We start from the raw sequence: 16,758 nt of genomic DNA on the forward strand, positions 1-16,758 counted from the left end.
CGCTGGTGCCAGTGCCGTTCGCACGCTGGCATAACTCTTGCGCGGTGTCCCCTATCGCTCTGGCTTGCAGGAGGCCCGCCGTGTCGATTCATGTCGCACTGCATCATGTCACGCATTACCGCTACGACCGTCTGGTCAATCTCGGTCCGCAGATCGTCCGCCTGCGCCCGGCGCCGCATAGCCGCACCCGCATCCTTTCCTACGCCCTCGACGTATCGCCGGGCGAACACTTCATCAATTGGCAGCAGGACCCGCAGGGCAATTACCTGGCGCGCCTGGTGTTCCCGGACAAGACCCGCGAGCTGAAAGTCGCCGTCGACCTGGTCGCCGAGATGGCGGTGTTCAATCCGTTCGACTTCTTCCTCGAACCCTATGCGGAAAAGATTCCCTTCGCCTACACCGCGGGCGAACAGCGCGAACTGGCGCCGTACCTGGTGATGTTGCCGAGCACGCCGTTGTTCGCCAAATACCTGACCGGGATTGCGCGTACGCCCAGGCCGAGCGTGGATTTCCTGGTCGAGATCAATCAGCGCCTGTCCGCTGACATCAGCTACCTGATCCGCATGGAGCCTGGCGTGCAGGCGCCCGAGGAAACCCTTGCCCTGGCCTCCGGCTCCTGCCGGGACTCGGCCTGGCTGCTGGTGCAGGTGCTGCGTCACCTCGGCCTGGCGGCACGGTTCGTCTCCGGCTACCTGATCCAGCTCACCGCCGATGTGAAATCCCTCGATGGCCCGAGCGGCACCGACGTGGACTTCACCGACCTGCACGCCTGGTGCGAGGTGTATCTGCCCGGCGCCGGCTGGATCGGCCTGGACCCGACGTCCGGCCTGTTCGCGGGGGAGGGGCATATTCCCCTGGCGTGCAGCCCGGAGCCGTCCTCGGCGGCACCGATCAGCGGCGGCGTGGACGAGTGCGAGGTCGAGTTCAGCCACGAGATGCGCATCGAGCGGATCTGGGAGGCGCCACGGGTCACCAAGCCCTACAGCGATGAGCAGTGGCAGGCGATCGTCGAGCTCGGCCGGCAGGTCGACGATGACCTCGATTACCACGACGTACGCCTGACCATGGGCGGCGAGCCAACCTTCGTCGCCATCGACTACCCGGACGATGCGGAGTGGAACACCGCCGCCCTCGGCCCGAACAAACGGCGCCTGGCCGGCGAACTGTTCCATCGTTTGCGCGAGCACTACGCGCCCCATGCACTGGTGCATTTCGGCCAGGGCAAGTGGTATCCCGGCGAGCAGTTGCCGCGCTGGTCGTTGAACTGTTTCTGGCGCAAGGACGGCGAGCCGATCTGGCACGATCCAGCGCTGCTCGCCGATGAAACCCGCTATTACGGCGCCGATGCACGCCTCGCCAGGCGTTTTCTCACGGCCCTGGCCGGCCATCTGGGGCTGGCTGGCGAGCATGTGTTCCCGGCCTACGAGGACTGGCTGTATTACCTGTGGCGCGAGCGTCGCCTGCCGGCCAATGTCAGCCCGGACGATCCGCGCCTGGCCGACCCGCTGGAGCGCGAGCGCATGCGCAAGGTGTTCTGCCGGGGCGTCGGCGACGTGGTCGGTCATGTGCTGCCGCTGGCGCGCAGTGCCGACGAGCTGCATTGGCAGACCGGGTCGTGGTTCCTGCGCGACGAGCATTGCCGGTTGATTCCCGGCGACTCGCCGCTGGGCTATCGGCTGCCGCTGGACTCGCAGCCCTGGGTCAGCGAATTCGACTACCCCTACGTCCAGGCGCAAGACCCCAACCAGGCGTTTGCGCCGCTGCCGGGACGCCAGCAGTTGCAGCGCCAGTTGCATGCGCCGCTGTATCCGAATGCCCGCCAGGCGCTGAATGAGCAGGTCGCGCCGAAGCCGTTCGAGTCGGCGGCCGATGTCGTGCGTACCGCGCTGTGTGCGGAACCGCGCGATGGCCGCCTGTATCTGTTCATGCCGCCGCTGAGTCGTCTGGAGGATTATCTGGAACTGGTCGCGGCCATCGAGGAGACCGCCGCCGAGTTGCGTTGCCCGGTGGTCATGGAGGGTTACGAACCGCCCAGGGATGCGCGCCTCGAAACGTTCCGCGTAACGCCGGACCCGGGTGTGATCGAGGTGAACATTCACCCGGCCGCGACCTGGGACGAGTTGGTCGAGCGCACCGAGTTCCTCTACGAGGCGGCGCGGCAGACGCGCCTGTCCAGTGAGAAGTTCATGATCGACGGTCGTCACACCGGCACCGGCGGCGGCAACCATTTCGTGCTCGGTGGCGCGACCCCGGCGGATTCGCCGTTCCTGCGCCGGCCGGACCTGCTGCGCAGCCTGATCAGCTACTGGCACAACCATCCCTCGCTGTCGTACCTGTTCTCCGGCCTGTTCATCGGCCCGACCTCCCAGGCGCCACGGGTGGACGAAGCACGCAACGATGCGCTGTACGAACTGGAGGTCGCCTTCGCGCAGATGCCCGAGCCGGGGCGGGAAAGCCCGCCGTGGCTGATCGACCGCCTGCTGCGCAACCTGCTGGTGGATGTCACCGGCAACACCCATCGCGCCGAGTTCTGTATCGACAAGCTGTACTCGCCGGATTCGTCTTCCGGGCGCCTGGGCCTGCTCGAGCTGCGCGCCTTCGAGATGCCGCCGCATGCGCGCATGAGCCTGGCTCAGCAGGTGTTGCTGCGCGCGCTGGTCGCACGTTTCTGGAACGAGCCCTACGCGCCGCCGAAACTGGCGCGCTGGGGCACCGAGCTGCATGATCGTTTCCTGTTGCCGCACTTCGTCGAGCAGGATTTTCACGATGTGCTGCAAGAGCTCGGCGAGGCGGGTTTTGCCGTGCGCGCGGAGTGGTTCGCGCCGCACTTCGAGTTCCGTTTCCCCAAGGTTGGCGATCACGCGGTCAAGGGCATCGGCCTGGAGCTGCGTCAGGCCCTGGAGCCCTGGCATGTGCTGGGCGAGGAGGGGGCCGTCGGCGGCAGCGTGCGCTATGTGGACTCGTCACTGGAGCGTTTGCAGGTACGCCTCGACGGCCTCGCGCCGGATCGCTACGTGTTGACCTGCAACGGCGTGGCGGTGCCGTTGCGCGCCAGCGGCCGGGTCGGCGAGTTCGTCGGCGCCGTACGCTACCGCGCCTGGCAGCCGCCGAACTGCCTGCAACCCACCATCGGCGTGCATGCGCCGCTGGTGTTCGATCTGGTCGATACTTGGATGAATCGCTCCCTGGGCGGATGCCAGTATCATGTCGCCCACCCAGGCGGGCGCAACTACGAAACCCTGCCGGTGAATGCCTACGAGGCGGAGAGTCGGCGCCTGTCGCGCTTCTTCCGTATTGGCCACAGCCCCGGCAAACTATCCGGCCTGTTGCCGACGGTGAGCGATGAGCTGCCGATGACGCTGGACCTGCGCAGGCATTGAGGGAGGGGGTTAGGCAGGAGCGGACACAAATTGCAACCGGTTGAAATATTCGTCATTCCCGCGAAGGCGGGAACCCAAAAGACCCGAAGCATCTGGGCTCCCGCCTTCGCGGGAGTGACGGCAAACCGAAACGTCCGCTCCTGCCTCAACGCCGCCCCAAGTCTCTAACCTGAACGTCGATGCGATGAACTGACGCGAACAAGATCGAACCATGCCTGACCTGCTTGCCGACTATCCGCACAACACGGCCGCCTATGACGAACTGCTCGATGCCAAGGGCGCTGTCCGCCTGCATTGGCGGCGACTGGCCGAGCAACTGCAGCGCAGTACCTCCGCGCAGTTGCACCAGCGCCAGGAACTGCTGAACCGGCAGATCCAGGAAAACGGCGTGACCTACAACGTCTATGCCGATCCCAATGGCGCGGATCGTCCATGGGAACTGGACCTGCTGCCCAACCTGATACCCGCCGAGGAGTGGCGCGAGATCGCCGCCGGGGTGGCCCAGCGCGCCAGCCTGCTCAACGGCGTGCTGGCCGATATCTACGGCCCGCAGCGCCTGATCGCCGAGGGCTTGCTGCCGGCCGAGCTGGTCTTCGGCCACAACAATTTCCTCTGGCCGTGCCAGGGTATCCAGCCGCCGGGCGGCACCTTCCTGCACCTGTATGCGGTGGACCTGGCGCGTGCGCCGGATGGCCGCTGGTGGGTCACTGGCGACCGTACCCAGGCACCGTCCGGGGCCGGCTACGCGCTGGAGAACCGGCAGATCATTTCCCGCGCGTTTCCCGAATTGCACCGTGACTTGCGGGTCCAGCACCTGGCCGGATTCTTCCGCGCCCTGCAAGACACCCTGGCTCGCCAGGCGCCGGTCGAGGGCGACGAGTCGCCGCTGGTGGTGCTGCTGACGCCCGGCCGCTTCAACGAAAGCTATTTCGAGCACCTGTACCTGGCGCGCCAGCTCGGTTATCCACTGGTCGAGGGCAGCGACCTGACCGTGCGCGACGCTCGCGTCTATCTCAAGACGCTCGCCGGCTTGCGCCGCGTGCATGCGGTGCTGCGCCGGCTCGACGATGACTTCTGCGATCCGTTGGAGCTGCGCAGCGACTCCGCGCTCGGCGTGCCCGGCCTGCTCGAAGCGGTTCGCCAGGGCCGCGTGCTGGTCGCCAATGCTTTGGGCAGTGGCGTGCTGGAGTCGCCGGGCTTGCCTGGGTTTCTACCGGCGATCAGCCAGCGCTTGCTCGGCGAGGAGTTGCTGCTGCCCAGCGTCGCCAGTTGGTGGTGTGGCGAGCCGCCGGTGCTGGAGGAGGCCCTGGCGAAATTGCCTGAGCTGCTGATTCGGCCGAGCTTTCCTTCGCAGAGTTTCCTGCCACGCTTCGGCCGCGACCTCAATGAGAAACAGCGCCAGGCGTTGGTCAAGCGTTTGCGCGCGCGTCCTTATGCCTACGTCGCCCAGGCCCAGGCTCATCTGTCCCAGGCGCCGATCTGGCAGGCCGCGCAGGGTAGCCTGGAGTCGCGCGCCATCGGCATGCGTGTGTTCGCCGTGGCGACGGTCGACGGCTATCGGGTGATGCCCGGCGGTCTGACCCGGGTCGCCGCCGATGCGGATGCCGAAGTGGTGTCGATGCAGCGCGGCGGGGCGAGCAAGGATACCTGGGTGCTCGGCGAACGGCAGGCCGGTGGCGAGCAATGGCAGTGGCTGCGGCCGCTGGGCGTGGCCGATCTGGTGCGCAGCGACCCTTACCTGCCGTCGCGGGTGGTGGAAAACCTGTTCTGGTTCGGTCGCTACAGTTCGCGCTGCGAAGACAGCGCGCGCCTGCTGCGGATCATGCTGGCCCGTTACGTCGACGATGACGACGATCCCCTGGCGCTGCAAGCGGCCCTGGGCTTGGGCGAGCGCACCGGTCTGTTGCCCGATGCGGCCACCGGCACGCTCGAAGAGCGCCTGCTGCAAGCGGTGCTCGGTGCCGAATGGCCGCCCAGCCTGCGCGCCAACCTGCAGCGTTTGCAGTGGGCGGCCGGCAGCGTGCGCGGCAAGCTCTCGAGGGAGAACTGGCAGGCGCTGATCGAGCTGCAACGCGAGGCCCATGCGCTGGAGGCGCAGCAGGCCGACCTGGGGGCGCAACTGGACTTTCTCAACCGCTTGCTGATGTCGCTGGCGTCATTGTCCGGGTTTGCCCTGGACGACATGACCCGCGACGATGGCTGGCGTTTTCTCATGCTCGGGCGCTGTATCGAACGCCTGCAGTTCATCGCCCAGAGCATCGCCGACTTCATCGTCAGCCGCGCAGTCAATGACCAGTCGGCGCTGGAGTGGCTGTTGGAACTGGGCAATAGCAGCATCACCTACCGCACCCGCTACCTGGCTTCGGCGCAACTGATCCCGGTGCTCGACCTGCTGCTGCTCGATGCCCAGAATCCCCATGCCGTGCTGTTTCAGCTACGCATGCTGCTGCGCTCGATCCGCCGCCTGGGCGAGAGCTTCGACTTCGTTGCCGAAGGCGCCCTGGCGAGCCTGGAACGTACGCTGGGTGCGTTCAACCTCGGCAGCCTGGAGAACCCGCTGTTCGGCAGCTCGGGCGTCCGCGCGGTGCTCGCCGGCCTTGCCGACCTGTTGCTGGCCATTGCCCAGAGTGCCGGCCAGGTTTCCGATCAACTGGGCCTGCGTTTCTTCGCCCATGTCGATGCCAGCCAGCGGACGAGTTCGCTATGAGTCACGCCGCTTACCAAGTGCTTCACGACACCCATTACCGCTATTCGGCGCCCGTTTCCCTGGCCCAGCAGCTTGCCCACCTGTGGCCGCGCGAGTGCGCCTGGCAGCGTTGCCTGGATCGCCACCTGACCATCAGCCCCGATCCGGCCCGGCGCCAGGATGGGTTGGATGTGTATGGCAACCCGTTGACCCGGCTGGCGTTCGAGCGGCCGCACGACGAGTTGCGGGTGATCGCCAGCCTGCGGGTGGATGTGTTGGCGCGTCCATCCCTGGAGCTGGCCGATTCGCCGGCCTGGGAGCAGGCCTGCGCGGCGCTGCGCTATACCGGCCAGGCACTGGACTCCGATGCGCTGGAGGCTACCCGCTACCGTTTCGAGTCGCCCTATGTGCGCCTCAAGCATGCGTTCAGTGCCTTCGGCGACGCGTGTTTCACCGAGGGCCGGCCACTGCTGCTCGCCGTGCGTGCGCTGATGCAGAAGATCTTCGATGAGTTCACCTTCGATGCCTCGGCAACCCAGGTCGCCACGCCACTGGTCAAGGTGCTGGAAGCCAGGCGTGGCGTGTGCCAGGACTTCGCCCACCTGATGCTCGCCTGCCTGCGTTCCCGTGGCCTGGCCGCGCGTTACGTCAGTGGCTACCTGCTGACCCAGCCGCCGCCTGGTCAACCCCGGCTGATTGGCGCCGACGCTTCCCATGCCTGGGTCTCGGTGTTCTGTCCGCGCCAGGGCTGGGTGGATTTCGACCCCACCAATAACCTGCTGCCGGCCCTGGAGCACATCACCCTCGGCTGGGGCCGCGACTTCGCCGATGTATCGCCGCTGCGCGGGGTGATTCTCGGTGGCGGCAGTCATGATCCGGACGTGCGGGTGACGGTGCAGCCGCTGGCGGAACTGTAGGCCTTGGCAGGGGCTGTTGACACTGGCCCGTTCGCGTCGAAGCCCCTATCATCCCTGCGCTCAGTTTTCCGCCAGGTCGATACCGCCGATGCTGTCCACCCTCGCGCGTTACAAACGCCGTTTCCATGAGGCGCTGGTTCGCTGCTTCCCGCGTACCAGCGCCTACCTGCATGCCGAGCGTGAAGCCGCCCAGCAGCGTAACAAGCCTGCGCCTCGCACGAAGAAAAAGGCGGCCGCCAGTAAGCGCAAACCGGCCAGCCAGAGCAAGGCCAAGGGCGAAAAAACCGCTGCCAAGGGCCTTTACCCTGCTACACGAATGAAAGTGACTGCCGCGCAGGAACAGGCCATGCGCGCCAAGGTCGCCGAGGCCGTGAGCGCAGGTGTAGTCAGCGCACCTTCCGATGAGCAATGGGCGATGATCCTCGCCCGCCAACCGGCCACGCGAATCTTCGCCGGTGCCGGCTCCGGCAAGTCCACTACCCTGGTGCTGCGCGTGGTGTTCATGCTGTGCCACCTGGATATCGAGGTGGAGAAGCTGACGGTCATCTCTTTCACCAATGCGTCCTGTGCCCAACTGCGTGAGCAACTGTGCCGGACCCTGGCGTTCTGGCAGTTCGCCTTCGACGCCAGCCAGGCGCGACAGAGCGTGCGCACCTTCCACTCGGCGATGGCCGTGCTGGCGCGGGACGTCCTCGGCAATCCCGCCTGGTTCGAACAGATGGGCGACAAGGCCGCCGCCGAGCCGGACAACCCGCTGACCTCGGCACGCCTGCGTCCCGCGCAATTGCGCCTGCTCAAACAGGCCTACGAGGATTGCTACAGGGCCGATGGCGAATTCCGCCAGCGCGTGCACCGCTTGCTCGGCCTGCCCGAACCGTCTGCCGAGAAGCCCGGAAAGGCGCCGCAAGATCTCTTCAAGCTGCCAGGCGAACGGGCCTCCGTACCCGTGTTCGAGGCCTTCTACACACAGGCCGGATTCATGGAAGGCATCGGTATCCGCCCGGCTACCCTGGTGCCGCAAACACTCAATTGCTCGGGGCAGGAGCGGCTGTTCATCGAAGCGCTGATCCCGTTCTACAGGCAGTTCGAAAGTAACCTCCAAGCGCAGGGACTGATGACGTTCAACGCTGCCTTCCAGCGCCTGAGCGACCGCCTGAGTCAGCCTGGCGCTTCACTCGCCGTGGATAACCTCAAGCCGTTCAGCCACCTGCTGATCGACGAATTCCAGGACATTTCCCCGCAGATTGTCCAGTGGCTGCAAGCGCTGCATGGTTACCTGGCGCGCCAGGGCGAAAGCCTCAGCCTGATGGCCATCGGCGACGACTGGCAGTCGATCTATGGCTGGCGCGGCAGCTCGCCGGAACTGTTCATGGATTTCGATCGGCATTTCCCGAGCCAGGGCGCCACCGGCAAGAGCGCCTTGCTGGTGCTGGAAACCAACTACCGCTCCATCGACGCGGTAATCCGCGATGGCGAAAAGCTGCTCAAGACTGTCGCCTGCAAACAGGAGAAAACCTGCCAGGCATTTCGCCCCACCGAAGAGGGCGACCACGGCCTGAAGGTCGTCAACGGTTTCGACATCAACAGCCAATTGCCGAAGCTGCTCGCCGTCATTCGTGAACAATGCGCCCACGCCGAGGCGCGTGCCTGCCGCGAGCGCACCGCCGTGCTGGTACTCAGCCGGCGCAACGAACCGCTGCAGACGATCCAGGCCGAACTGGACAAGAAACTGCCGGTACGCGCCATGACCATTCACCGCGCCAAGGGCCTGCAAGCCGAAGTGGCGATCATCCTCGACGATGGCGGCACGGCGGAAAAACACCCGCTGCGCAACGCGCTGTACGCCCACTCGGGCTTCTTCCGCAACAGCTACGACCAGGCCATGGCCGACGAGAGCCAGCGTCTGGCGTACGTGGCGATCACGCGGGGCGTGAGCCGGGTGTTGTGGTTCACGCGCAAGGCGAGCCGGCTGGCGGGTTGAGCGGGGCGGGTCAAGGCGGCGAGTGAGGCACAAGGATGGCGGGATCGTGTCATCCGATGGCGCAACAGGGCTAGCGGCGCCCTGCCGTCGTGAAATCATCCGGTGGTCGTGGCGAATACCCGCTCCAGGGTCGTAGCGGCTCTTTCCCTGACTTTCCGGAGATCGATATGTCCATCAGCAGCCTCGTTCCAGCACCCTACACACTGGAGGTTACCGGCAAGGCCTGCGACGAAGTCAGGCGTGCCAGGGATGTGATTCCTCCAGCGACGCCGATCAATATCGCCTTCCTTGGCAACGAGGACCATGCCCAGCGCATCGAGGCGGCACGGATCATTCGCGAGTGCGGCTTCGAGCCGGTGCCGATCATTTCCTCGCGGCGTTTGCGCTCGGTCGAGGACCGCGACCACCTGCTTGGCGCCCTGGTCGAGGTCGCGGCGCCGACGCGGTTTATTCTCGTCGGCGGTGATCCTGCGACCCCTGCCGGACCGTTCCAGGACTCGCTGGCGCTGCTGTCCAGCGGTGTGCTGACGCGCCATGGCATTCGTCATGTGGGCATCACCGGGTATCCGGAGGGGCATCCGAAAATCGCTGACGACGCACTTTGGCGGGCACTGCGCTGGAAACTCGATTTCCTGCATGACGCGGGCTGCTCGGTGGAGATCACCACGCAGCTCGGCTTCGATGCCGAGGCCGCGCTGCGCTGGATCGGGCAGGTCCGCGGTGGGGGCATCGACGTACCGATCCGCATCGGTTTGCCAGGGCCGACGGATGTCGGCCGGCTGCTGCGCTATGCCCGGCAGTTCGGCGTATCGACCTCCGCGGGCATCCTCAAGCGCTACGGCTTGTCGATGACCAACCTGCTGAAACGGGTCGGCGCCGAGCGCTATTTGCAGCAACTGCAGACCGGGATCGAGGCCCGTGAGCTTGGCGCTGTTCACTGGCATCTGTACCCGTTCGGCGGCATGCTTGAGGCTGTCGAATGGATGAACCAGCGCCTGTCGACTTCGTTGCAGAAGCAGCCTGTGCTCTGATTCAGCGCCTACGTATCGCAGGTTTCAGCGGTAGCAACTATTGTCTGGCCAGATTGATTTTCAGATCCCAGCAGATCGGCTTCATGCATCGCTCTCCTGTGACGAAGCCGCAGCAAGAGGAACCACGCTGATGGTTGAGATAAACAACGAGTCACTCGTTCTCGATCAGGCTTCTCGTTTGCTTGGCGTGATCGCTGATGTGCTGGGACGCTTCGCTGGTCCGCCCGACGATTGCCGCGGTATCGCCAATTGCCGGCGCGCAGTCGTCCAGGCGCAGCTCGGCCACTCTGCCGCCAGGGATCATCTCGACGAGCCTCCTGCACCTATCCGTGGATGGGCTGAACGGGCATTCGACGAAGCACGTCGCTTGCCAGAAGTCGACGGCGTTCTATTGGGCTGTATCGAGGCGCTACTGCCCCACTCGGGCTGGATCAAGCGCAATGCCGCGCCGGGTCAGGATGCCGATTTCGTCGAACGGCACCGCCATGCCATGCTGATCGGGGCGGGCTCCAGCCTGAGCTGCGAGTCACTCACGCTCGGCCTCGCGGTCATGGAACCCGGCGTTCGTTACCCTTATCACCAGCACCCACCTGGCGAGTTCTACGTGGTGCTGTCCGAGGGCCTGTGGTTCCGCGAGGGGACTGGCTGGTGGCGCCCAGGGCCGGGCGGCATCATTTACAACACACCTTCGATACTCCATTCGATGGAGTCAGGTGAGCGCCCCTTGCTGGCGTTATGGGGGCTGATTCATCCCTGATGGGCTACCTGTTCAACTCGTACGCGCACATGTTCACCGTCGACGCCAGGTTCAGCGATTCGATGGCGCCGCTGCCGGCAATGGTGAACGGTTGGGCGGCGAGGGCGATAAGTTGTTCGCGTGGTACGCCACGGGCTTCGTTGCCGAACAGGTAGCAATCGAAGTTTTTGAAACTGGCCGACTGCACCGGCTCGCCCTGCATGTCCAGGCAGGCGATACGCGGGAAGCGAGCGGGCAGGCTGCCCAGTTCCACATCCAGTTCCAGCGGTGCATGGAAGATCGCGCCCATGCTCGAACGCACCACCTTGGGGTTGTACGGATCGACGCTGCCGGGGCTGAGCAGGCAGCGGAAACTGCCGAACCAGGCCAGCGTGCGCAGGATGGTGCCGAGGTTGCCCGGGTCCTGGATCTCGTGCAGGTAGATGGCGCGCTCCCCCGCGACGGAGGCGGACGGCGTGGTCGCCGCAGGCATCGGCACCACGGCGACGATGCCCTGCGGGGTCTTGGTGTCGGCGATTTGCGCCATCTGCCGGTCGCTGATCAGTTGGGTGTCGAACGGGCTTTGCCAATCTTCGTAGGCGCTGGTCACGTACACGTGGCTGCTTTGCAGCTGTGGGTTGTGCAATGCCGCCTTTTGCAGTTCGAGCAGCAGGTGTTCGCCCTCCACCAGAAAGTGACCGAGCTCGGCGCGGTACTTTTTCTGCTGGAGTTTCTTGATGTCGTCGAGTTTCATCGATGCGGCGCTCAGTAGTCTGGTCGGGACAGCAGCGACTTGGCCACGGCTTCCGCGATCTTGATGCCGTCGACGCCCGCCGAGAGGATGCCGCCCGCGTAGCCGGCGCCTTCGCCGGCCGGGTACAGCCCCTTCAGGTTGAGGCTCTGCAAGCTCTCGTTATCGCGGCTGATGCGTACCGGCGAGGAGGTGCGGGTCTCGATGCCGGTGAGCACCGCGTCGTCCCGGTCGAAGCCGCGAATCTGTTTGCCGAAGGCCGGCAGCGCTTCGCGGATGGCCTCGATGGCGTAGTCCGGCAGCGACGGTGCCAGGTCGCCCAGGCGAATGCCGGGCTTGTATGAGGGCTCCACTTCGCCCAGCTCGGTGGACGGCACGCCACGGATGAAGTCGCCGACCAGTTGTGCCGGCGCACAGTAGTCGCTGCCGCCCAGTTCATAGGCGCGCGATTCCAGGCGCTCCTGCAACTCGACGCCGGCCAGTGGGCCGCCAGGGAAATCCTGCTCGGGGTTGATGCCGACGACGATGCCGGAGTTGGCGTTGCGTTCGTTGCGCGAGTACTGGCTCATGCCATTGGTGACCACGCGGCCCGGCTCGGAGGTAGCGGCCACCACGGTGCCGCCCGGGCACATGCAGAAGCTGTACACCGCGCGGCCGTTCCTGGCGTGATGCACCAGCTTGTAGTCGGCGGCGCCGAGTTCCGGGTGGCCGGCGTACTTGCCCAGGCGCGCCTGGTCGATCATGCATTGCGGGTGTTCGACGCGAAAACCCACGGCGAACGGCTTGGCCTCCATGTACACGCCCTGGCGGTGCAGCATGCGGAAGGTGTCGCGGGAGCTGTGGCCCAGGGCCAGGACCACATGGCGGCTGCGGATGGTTTCGCCATTGGCCAGGACCACGCCTTCGAGCTGGCCGCCATCGATCAGCAGGTCTTCGACCTTGTGCTCGAAGCGCACCTCGCCGCCCAGCGCGATGATTTCCTCGCGCATGGTCGAGACCACGCCGGTGAGGCGGAAGGTGCCGATGTGCGGCTTGCTCACGTACATGATTTCTTCCGGCGCGCCGGCGCGGACGAATTCGGCCATCACCTTGCGCGCGTAGAACTTCGGGTCCTTGATCTGGCTGTACAGCTTGCCATCGGAGAACAGGCCGGCGCCGCCTTCGCCGAACTGCACGTTGGATTCCGGGGTGAGGACCTTCTGCCGCCACAGCGCCCAGGTGTCCTTGGTGCGCTTGCGCACGTCCTTGCCGCGCTCCAGCACGATGGGCCTGAAACCCATCTGCGCGAGCAGCAGCGCGGCGAACAATCCACAGGGACCGAAGCCCACCACCAGCGGGCGCTCGTCCAGGTCGGCGGGCGCCTGGCCGACCGGGTAGTAATTCGTGTCCGGTGCCGGACGCACGTTGTGGTCGTCGGCGAAACGCGCCAGGACCGCCGCCTCGTCGCGCACCTGCAGGTCGATGATGTAGATGAACAGAATGACGCTGTTCTTCTTGCGCGCATCGTAGCTGCGCTTGAACACGCTGTAGTTCAGCAGCTCGGCGGCGCTGATGTTCAGGCGCTTGACGATGGCCGCGCGCAGCTCGTCGGCGCTGTGGTCGAGGGGCAGGGACAGTTCGTTGATGCGAAGCATGGCGTTGATCCTGGCCGGTCGATCCGGCAAAGGAGGCGGGAGGGAAGTGGGCGCGGATTGTACGCGTCCACCCGGGATGCTGTCAGGCATCGGCTGACGGACGCGGTGGATTTAACGCCGCTGGCGTTATCGGCCTATAATTGCGCCGCTTCGCGCCCGCCAGCGTCTTCGCGGCAGCGCCCTCACCTTGATGGCTTTCTCATGAAACGATCCAAAAGCAGCCGCCGCTGGCTGGACGAACACGTCAACGATCCCTACGTCAAACGCGCCCAGAAGGATGGCCTGCGTTCGCGCGCCAGCTACAAGCTGATCGAGCTGAACGACAAGGACAAGTTGATCCGCCCCGGCATGCTGATCATGGACCTGGGCTCCGCGCCGGGTGGCTGGTCGCAGGTGGCGGGTGGCCTGGTGGGCGAGAAGGGGCGGATCATCGCCAGCGACATCCTGCCGATGGACCCGCTGGACAACGTCGACTTCATCCAGGGCGACTTCACCGACGACGGCGTGTTCCAGCAACTGCTCGACACGCTCGACGGCCGGCTGCCGGACCTGATCGTTTCCGACATCGCGCCCAACATCAGCGGCGTCGCGGCCGCCGACCAGGCCGCGTCGATGTACCTGGTCGAACTGGTGCTGGACATGGTCCGCCGCGTGCTCAAGCCGGGTGGCAACTTCGTCGCCAAGGTGTTCCAGGGCGAAGGCTCCGACGAATACCTGAAGGATGTACGCACCTCGTTCGACAAAGTGGTGATCCGCAAGCCGGAGGCCTCACGCCCGCGCTCGCGGGAAGTCTATCTGGTGGCCAAGGGCTTCAAGGGCGAGTGAGCCGCAAGCTCCAAGCCAAAAAGGGCATTCGCTGCATCCGCAGGATGGGGCGGCCGCCCAGGTAGAGGCGCGTAGCGACGATACCCGTGGTGCGGTTTCCGCTCAGTGCGGCTTGTCCGCCTTGTCCTCGTCGAACAGGCGCGACAGTTCCAGGCGTGCCTCCTGCGCCGTCTGCCGCACCTTGGCGCGGTCGCCGCGGGCCTCGTGCTGGGCGTTCAGCAACTGCTCGTCGTGAATGATGAACTGCTCGATCATGTGCTCGACCTTGGTGGCGCTCAGGCCCAAGCCCTTGAGCGTGCGACGGGCGATTTCCAGGCTCGAATAGAGGAGTTCGCGCACGGGCTCGGCACCGGTATGCAATAGCTGCTGAACGTGCTGGCGATTGCGCGCGCGGGCAATGACCCTGACGTGTGGATAAAGCCGCTGGACCACGGCGGCGATACGGGTCGCCTGGCCGGCATCGTCCACGGCGACGATGAAGTATCTGGCCTGGCCGACCTTGGCCGCGCTGAGGATTTCCGGGCGCGTCGGGTCGCCATAGAACACCGGGACCTGTTCGAGCGAACGACTCATTTCGATGGTCTCGACCGAGGTGTCCAGCCCGACATAAGGAATGTCCTGGGCCTGCAGGATGCGTGCGACGATCTGGCCCATCCTGCCCATGCCGGCGATGACCACTCGTGGCCCGTCGCTTTCTATCGTCTTCAGTTCTTCTGGCACGGCCCGGACGGGTTGCGGGCGCCGTTTCAGCCAATGGCCGATGGCGAGCAGCAACAATGGCGTGACGGCCATGGACAGGGTGATCGTCACCAGCAGGATGTCGTACGTCCGGCTATCGAACAGTCCTTCGCCGAGGGCAAGCTTGAATACGACGAAGGCGAACTCACCGCCAGCGGCGAGCACGGCACCGAGGCGTAATGCCGATATCGTTTCCAGCCCGCCGAGGGCGCGGCCAATCAGCATCAGCAGCGGGAACTTGATGAGCACCAGCAGCAGGGTCAGGCCGATGATCAAGCCAGGCACTTCGAGCAGCAGGCCAAGGTTGGCGCCCATGCCCACGCTGATGAAGAACAGGCCCAGCAGCAGTCCTTTGAACGGTTCGATCTGCGATTCGAGTTCGTGCCGGTATTCCGAGTCGGCGAGCAGCAGACCGGCCAGGAACGTGCCGAGCGCCATGGATACGCCAGCCATTTCCATCAGCCACGCGGTACCGATGACCACCAGCAGGGCCGTGGCAGTGGAAACCTCCGGCAGCCCGGTCCTGGCGACGATGCGAAACAGCGGACGCAGCAGATAGCGGCCGCCGGCCACGACGACGGCAATGCTGCCCAGGGCCTTCACGCTCGATGCCCAGGTGCCTTCGCCACCTGCTTCGGCAGCATGGATGGCCAGCATCGGGACGAGGGCGATCAGCGGGATGGCGGCGATGTCCTGGAACAACAGGATGGCGAAGGCCAGCCGCCCGTGCGGGCTGTTCAACTGATGGTTCTCGGCGAGGCTTTGCAGGCCAAGGGCGGTGGACGACAGGGCCAGCCCCAGGCCGAGCACGGTGGCGGTCGCCAGCGACTGGCCGAACAGGGTGAAGGCCAGCGCACCGATGACCATGGCTGTCAGCAGGACCTGGGCCAGGCCTACGCCAAACACGGCCTTGCGCATCAGCCACAGGCGCCTTGGCGACAGCTCCAGGCCAATGATGAACAGCAGGAGCACGACCCCCAGCTCGGAGAGGTGGGCGACGTTTTCCGGGTCGCCGACCAGCTTGAGCACCTGCGGGCCGATGATCACGCCAGCCAGCAGGTAACCGAGCACCGCGCCCAGTTGCAGGCGTTTGGCGAGTGGCACGCTAATCACTGCGGCAAGCAGGAAGATCACCGAGGCCTGGAGGAGGCCGCCTTCGTGTGGCATGTCTAATTCCTTGGAAAATGAAGCCGGGCGGTGCCGGATGCCTATTTTAAAACGAGTCGCCAGGGACGCGTGGAAACTGTTCTCTGCCTGTTTCCACGCGGATTGCTCGATGGAGGGTGAATGCATGGCGGCATATCGAGTAGCCTTGCACGTCTTTCATGTAGATGGTTGGGTAGGGAGTCGGCGTTGAGTCACAAGAGCAAAACGATCCTCTGGTCGGGCATGGGCCTGAGCCTGCTGGCGCTGGTCATCGCATTGCGTCTGTTCGCGGTCTGGGCGACCACGTTGCCGCTGGACGTTCCGGTCAGGCTCGATCAGGGCAACACCATCGACCTGCCGGTCAAGGTCCGGACCCTCGAGTTCGATACGCTGGCCGTGGTGTTTTCCACTGCGGAGCTGCCGCTTTACACGGTGCGCAAGCTGTCCGGCGGACAGGTCTGGGAGAATGAGCAGTGGGTCGAGTATCCGCCGGTGCCAATGACGCTGGCATGGAAGCTGTCGACCCCGGCCGGCGAATTGCTGGCCGAAGGGCAGGGTAGCGTAGCCCAGGAGCTCACCAGCTATGGCAGCGAGGAGATCACCCGATTCGTGGCGCACATTCCTTTGCAGCCAGGTGACTATCGCCTGCAGGTGAGCGTGCAGACGCCTGATGTCCGTTTCGCGGAGGTGGCGACTCGGCTGGCCATCGTGGCGGAAGGCAAAGGCAAGACCTGGCAATCGAGCATCGCATGGTGGGGCTCGATCATCTCGGGCGTGTTGATGATTCCGTTGGCGATTATCTGCGGGTTGCTGGCCTTGCACCACTTCACCCGCTGGCGTTATGGCGCGCCGAGTGCGGATTGAGCAGGCGAAGAAAGGGGGCGGCAAATCCTGCCGCCTTTTGCTCAGGCGTCGTGCCTAATTCAAGGTTGT

Annotated in this window: 11 protein-coding genes; 8 read left to right on the forward strand and 3 right to left on the reverse strand. The window is 65.2% G+C overall.

Annotated elements, in window-relative coordinates:
- Positions 1–80 precede the first annotated feature (80 nt).
- The 6 genes from ACSZPK_RS17110 (at position 81) to ACSZPK_RS17135 (ending at position 10,752) form a co-directional block, all read left to right on the forward strand.
- Positions 81–3,380, forward strand: coding sequence for a DUF2126 domain-containing protein (locus ACSZPK_RS17110; RefSeq protein WP_437882674.1), 3,300 nt, complete (start codon positions 81–83; stop codon positions 3,378–3,380).
- 211 nt (positions 3,381–3,591) lie between these two features.
- Positions 3,592–6,087, forward strand: a complete 2,496-nt coding sequence (locus tag ACSZPK_RS17115; RefSeq protein ID WP_437882675.1) for a circularly permuted type 2 ATP-grasp protein — start codon at positions 3,592–3,594, stop codon at positions 6,085–6,087.
- Positions 6,084–6,983 (forward strand): transglutaminase family protein, encoded by a 900-nt coding sequence (locus ACSZPK_RS17120; protein WP_437882676.1) that lies wholly within the window; start codon positions 6,084–6,086, stop codon positions 6,981–6,983. Before ACSZPK_RS17115 ends, ACSZPK_RS17120 begins: the two co-directional genes overlap by 4 nt.
- An 88-nt stretch (positions 6,984–7,071) precedes the next feature.
- Positions 7,072–8,964, forward strand: coding sequence for a UvrD-helicase domain-containing protein (locus ACSZPK_RS17125; RefSeq protein ID WP_437882677.1), 1,893 nt, complete (start codon positions 7,072–7,074; stop codon positions 8,962–8,964).
- 167 nt (positions 8,965–9,131) lie between these two features.
- Entirely contained in the window at positions 9,132–9,995 is an 864-nt protein-coding gene (locus ACSZPK_RS17130) for a methylenetetrahydrofolate reductase (protein ID WP_437882678.1), read from the forward strand.
- A gap of 130 nt (positions 9,996–10,125) precedes the next feature.
- Positions 10,126–10,752, forward strand: coding sequence for a dimethylsulfonioproprionate lyase family protein (locus tag ACSZPK_RS17135; protein WP_437882679.1), 627 nt, complete (start codon positions 10,126–10,128; stop codon positions 10,750–10,752).
- Positions 10,753–10,756: 4 nt separating this feature from the next.
- Here ACSZPK_RS17135 and ACSZPK_RS17140 read toward each other — a convergent pair whose 3' ends face one another.
- Together ACSZPK_RS17140 and ACSZPK_RS17145 are read right to left on the reverse strand one after the other, a co-directional pair.
- Positions 10,757–11,485, reverse strand: coding sequence for a TrmH family RNA methyltransferase (locus tag ACSZPK_RS17140; protein ID WP_437882680.1), 729 nt, complete (start codon positions 11,483–11,485; stop codon positions 10,757–10,759).
- Between the two features lie 11 nt (positions 11,486–11,496).
- The gene (locus ACSZPK_RS17145; RefSeq protein ID WP_437882681.1) at positions 11,497–13,116 is read right to left on the reverse strand and encodes an NAD(P)/FAD-dependent oxidoreductase; all 1,620 of its coding nucleotides are present in this window, start codon (positions 13,114–13,116) and stop codon (positions 11,497–11,499) included.
- 201 nt (positions 13,117–13,317) lie between these two features.
- Between ACSZPK_RS17145 and rlmE the strand changes: the two genes are divergently transcribed.
- Positions 13,318–13,941 carry a 23S rRNA (uridine(2552)-2'-O)-methyltransferase RlmE gene (gene rlmE / locus ACSZPK_RS17150; protein ID WP_437882682.1) on the forward strand — a complete coding sequence of 208 codons (624 nt, stop codon included), beginning with the start codon at positions 13,318–13,320 and terminating at the stop codon, positions 13,939–13,941.
- Positions 13,942–14,043: 102 nt separating this feature from the next.
- Here the strand turns inward: rlmE and ACSZPK_RS17155 are convergent, their stop codons facing one another.
- Entirely contained in the window at positions 14,044–15,846 is a 1,803-nt protein-coding gene (locus ACSZPK_RS17155; protein ID WP_437882683.1) for a monovalent cation:proton antiporter-2 (CPA2) family protein, read from the reverse strand.
- A 186-nt stretch (positions 15,847–16,032) separates the two neighbouring features.
- Here ACSZPK_RS17155 and ACSZPK_RS17160 point away from each other — a divergent pair, with 186 nt between their 5' ends.
- On the forward strand, positions 16,033–16,689 hold the full coding sequence (locus ACSZPK_RS17160) for a hypothetical protein (RefSeq protein ID WP_437882684.1): 657 nt from the start codon (positions 16,033–16,035) through the stop codon (positions 16,687–16,689).
- Positions 16,690–16,758: the final 69 nt, after the last annotated feature.

The sequence above is a fragment of the Pseudomonas sp. LRF_L74 genome (assembly GCF_965644255.1).
In the GTDB taxonomy this organism is placed as follows: Bacteria; Pseudomonadota; Gammaproteobacteria; order Pseudomonadales; family Pseudomonadaceae; genus Aquipseudomonas.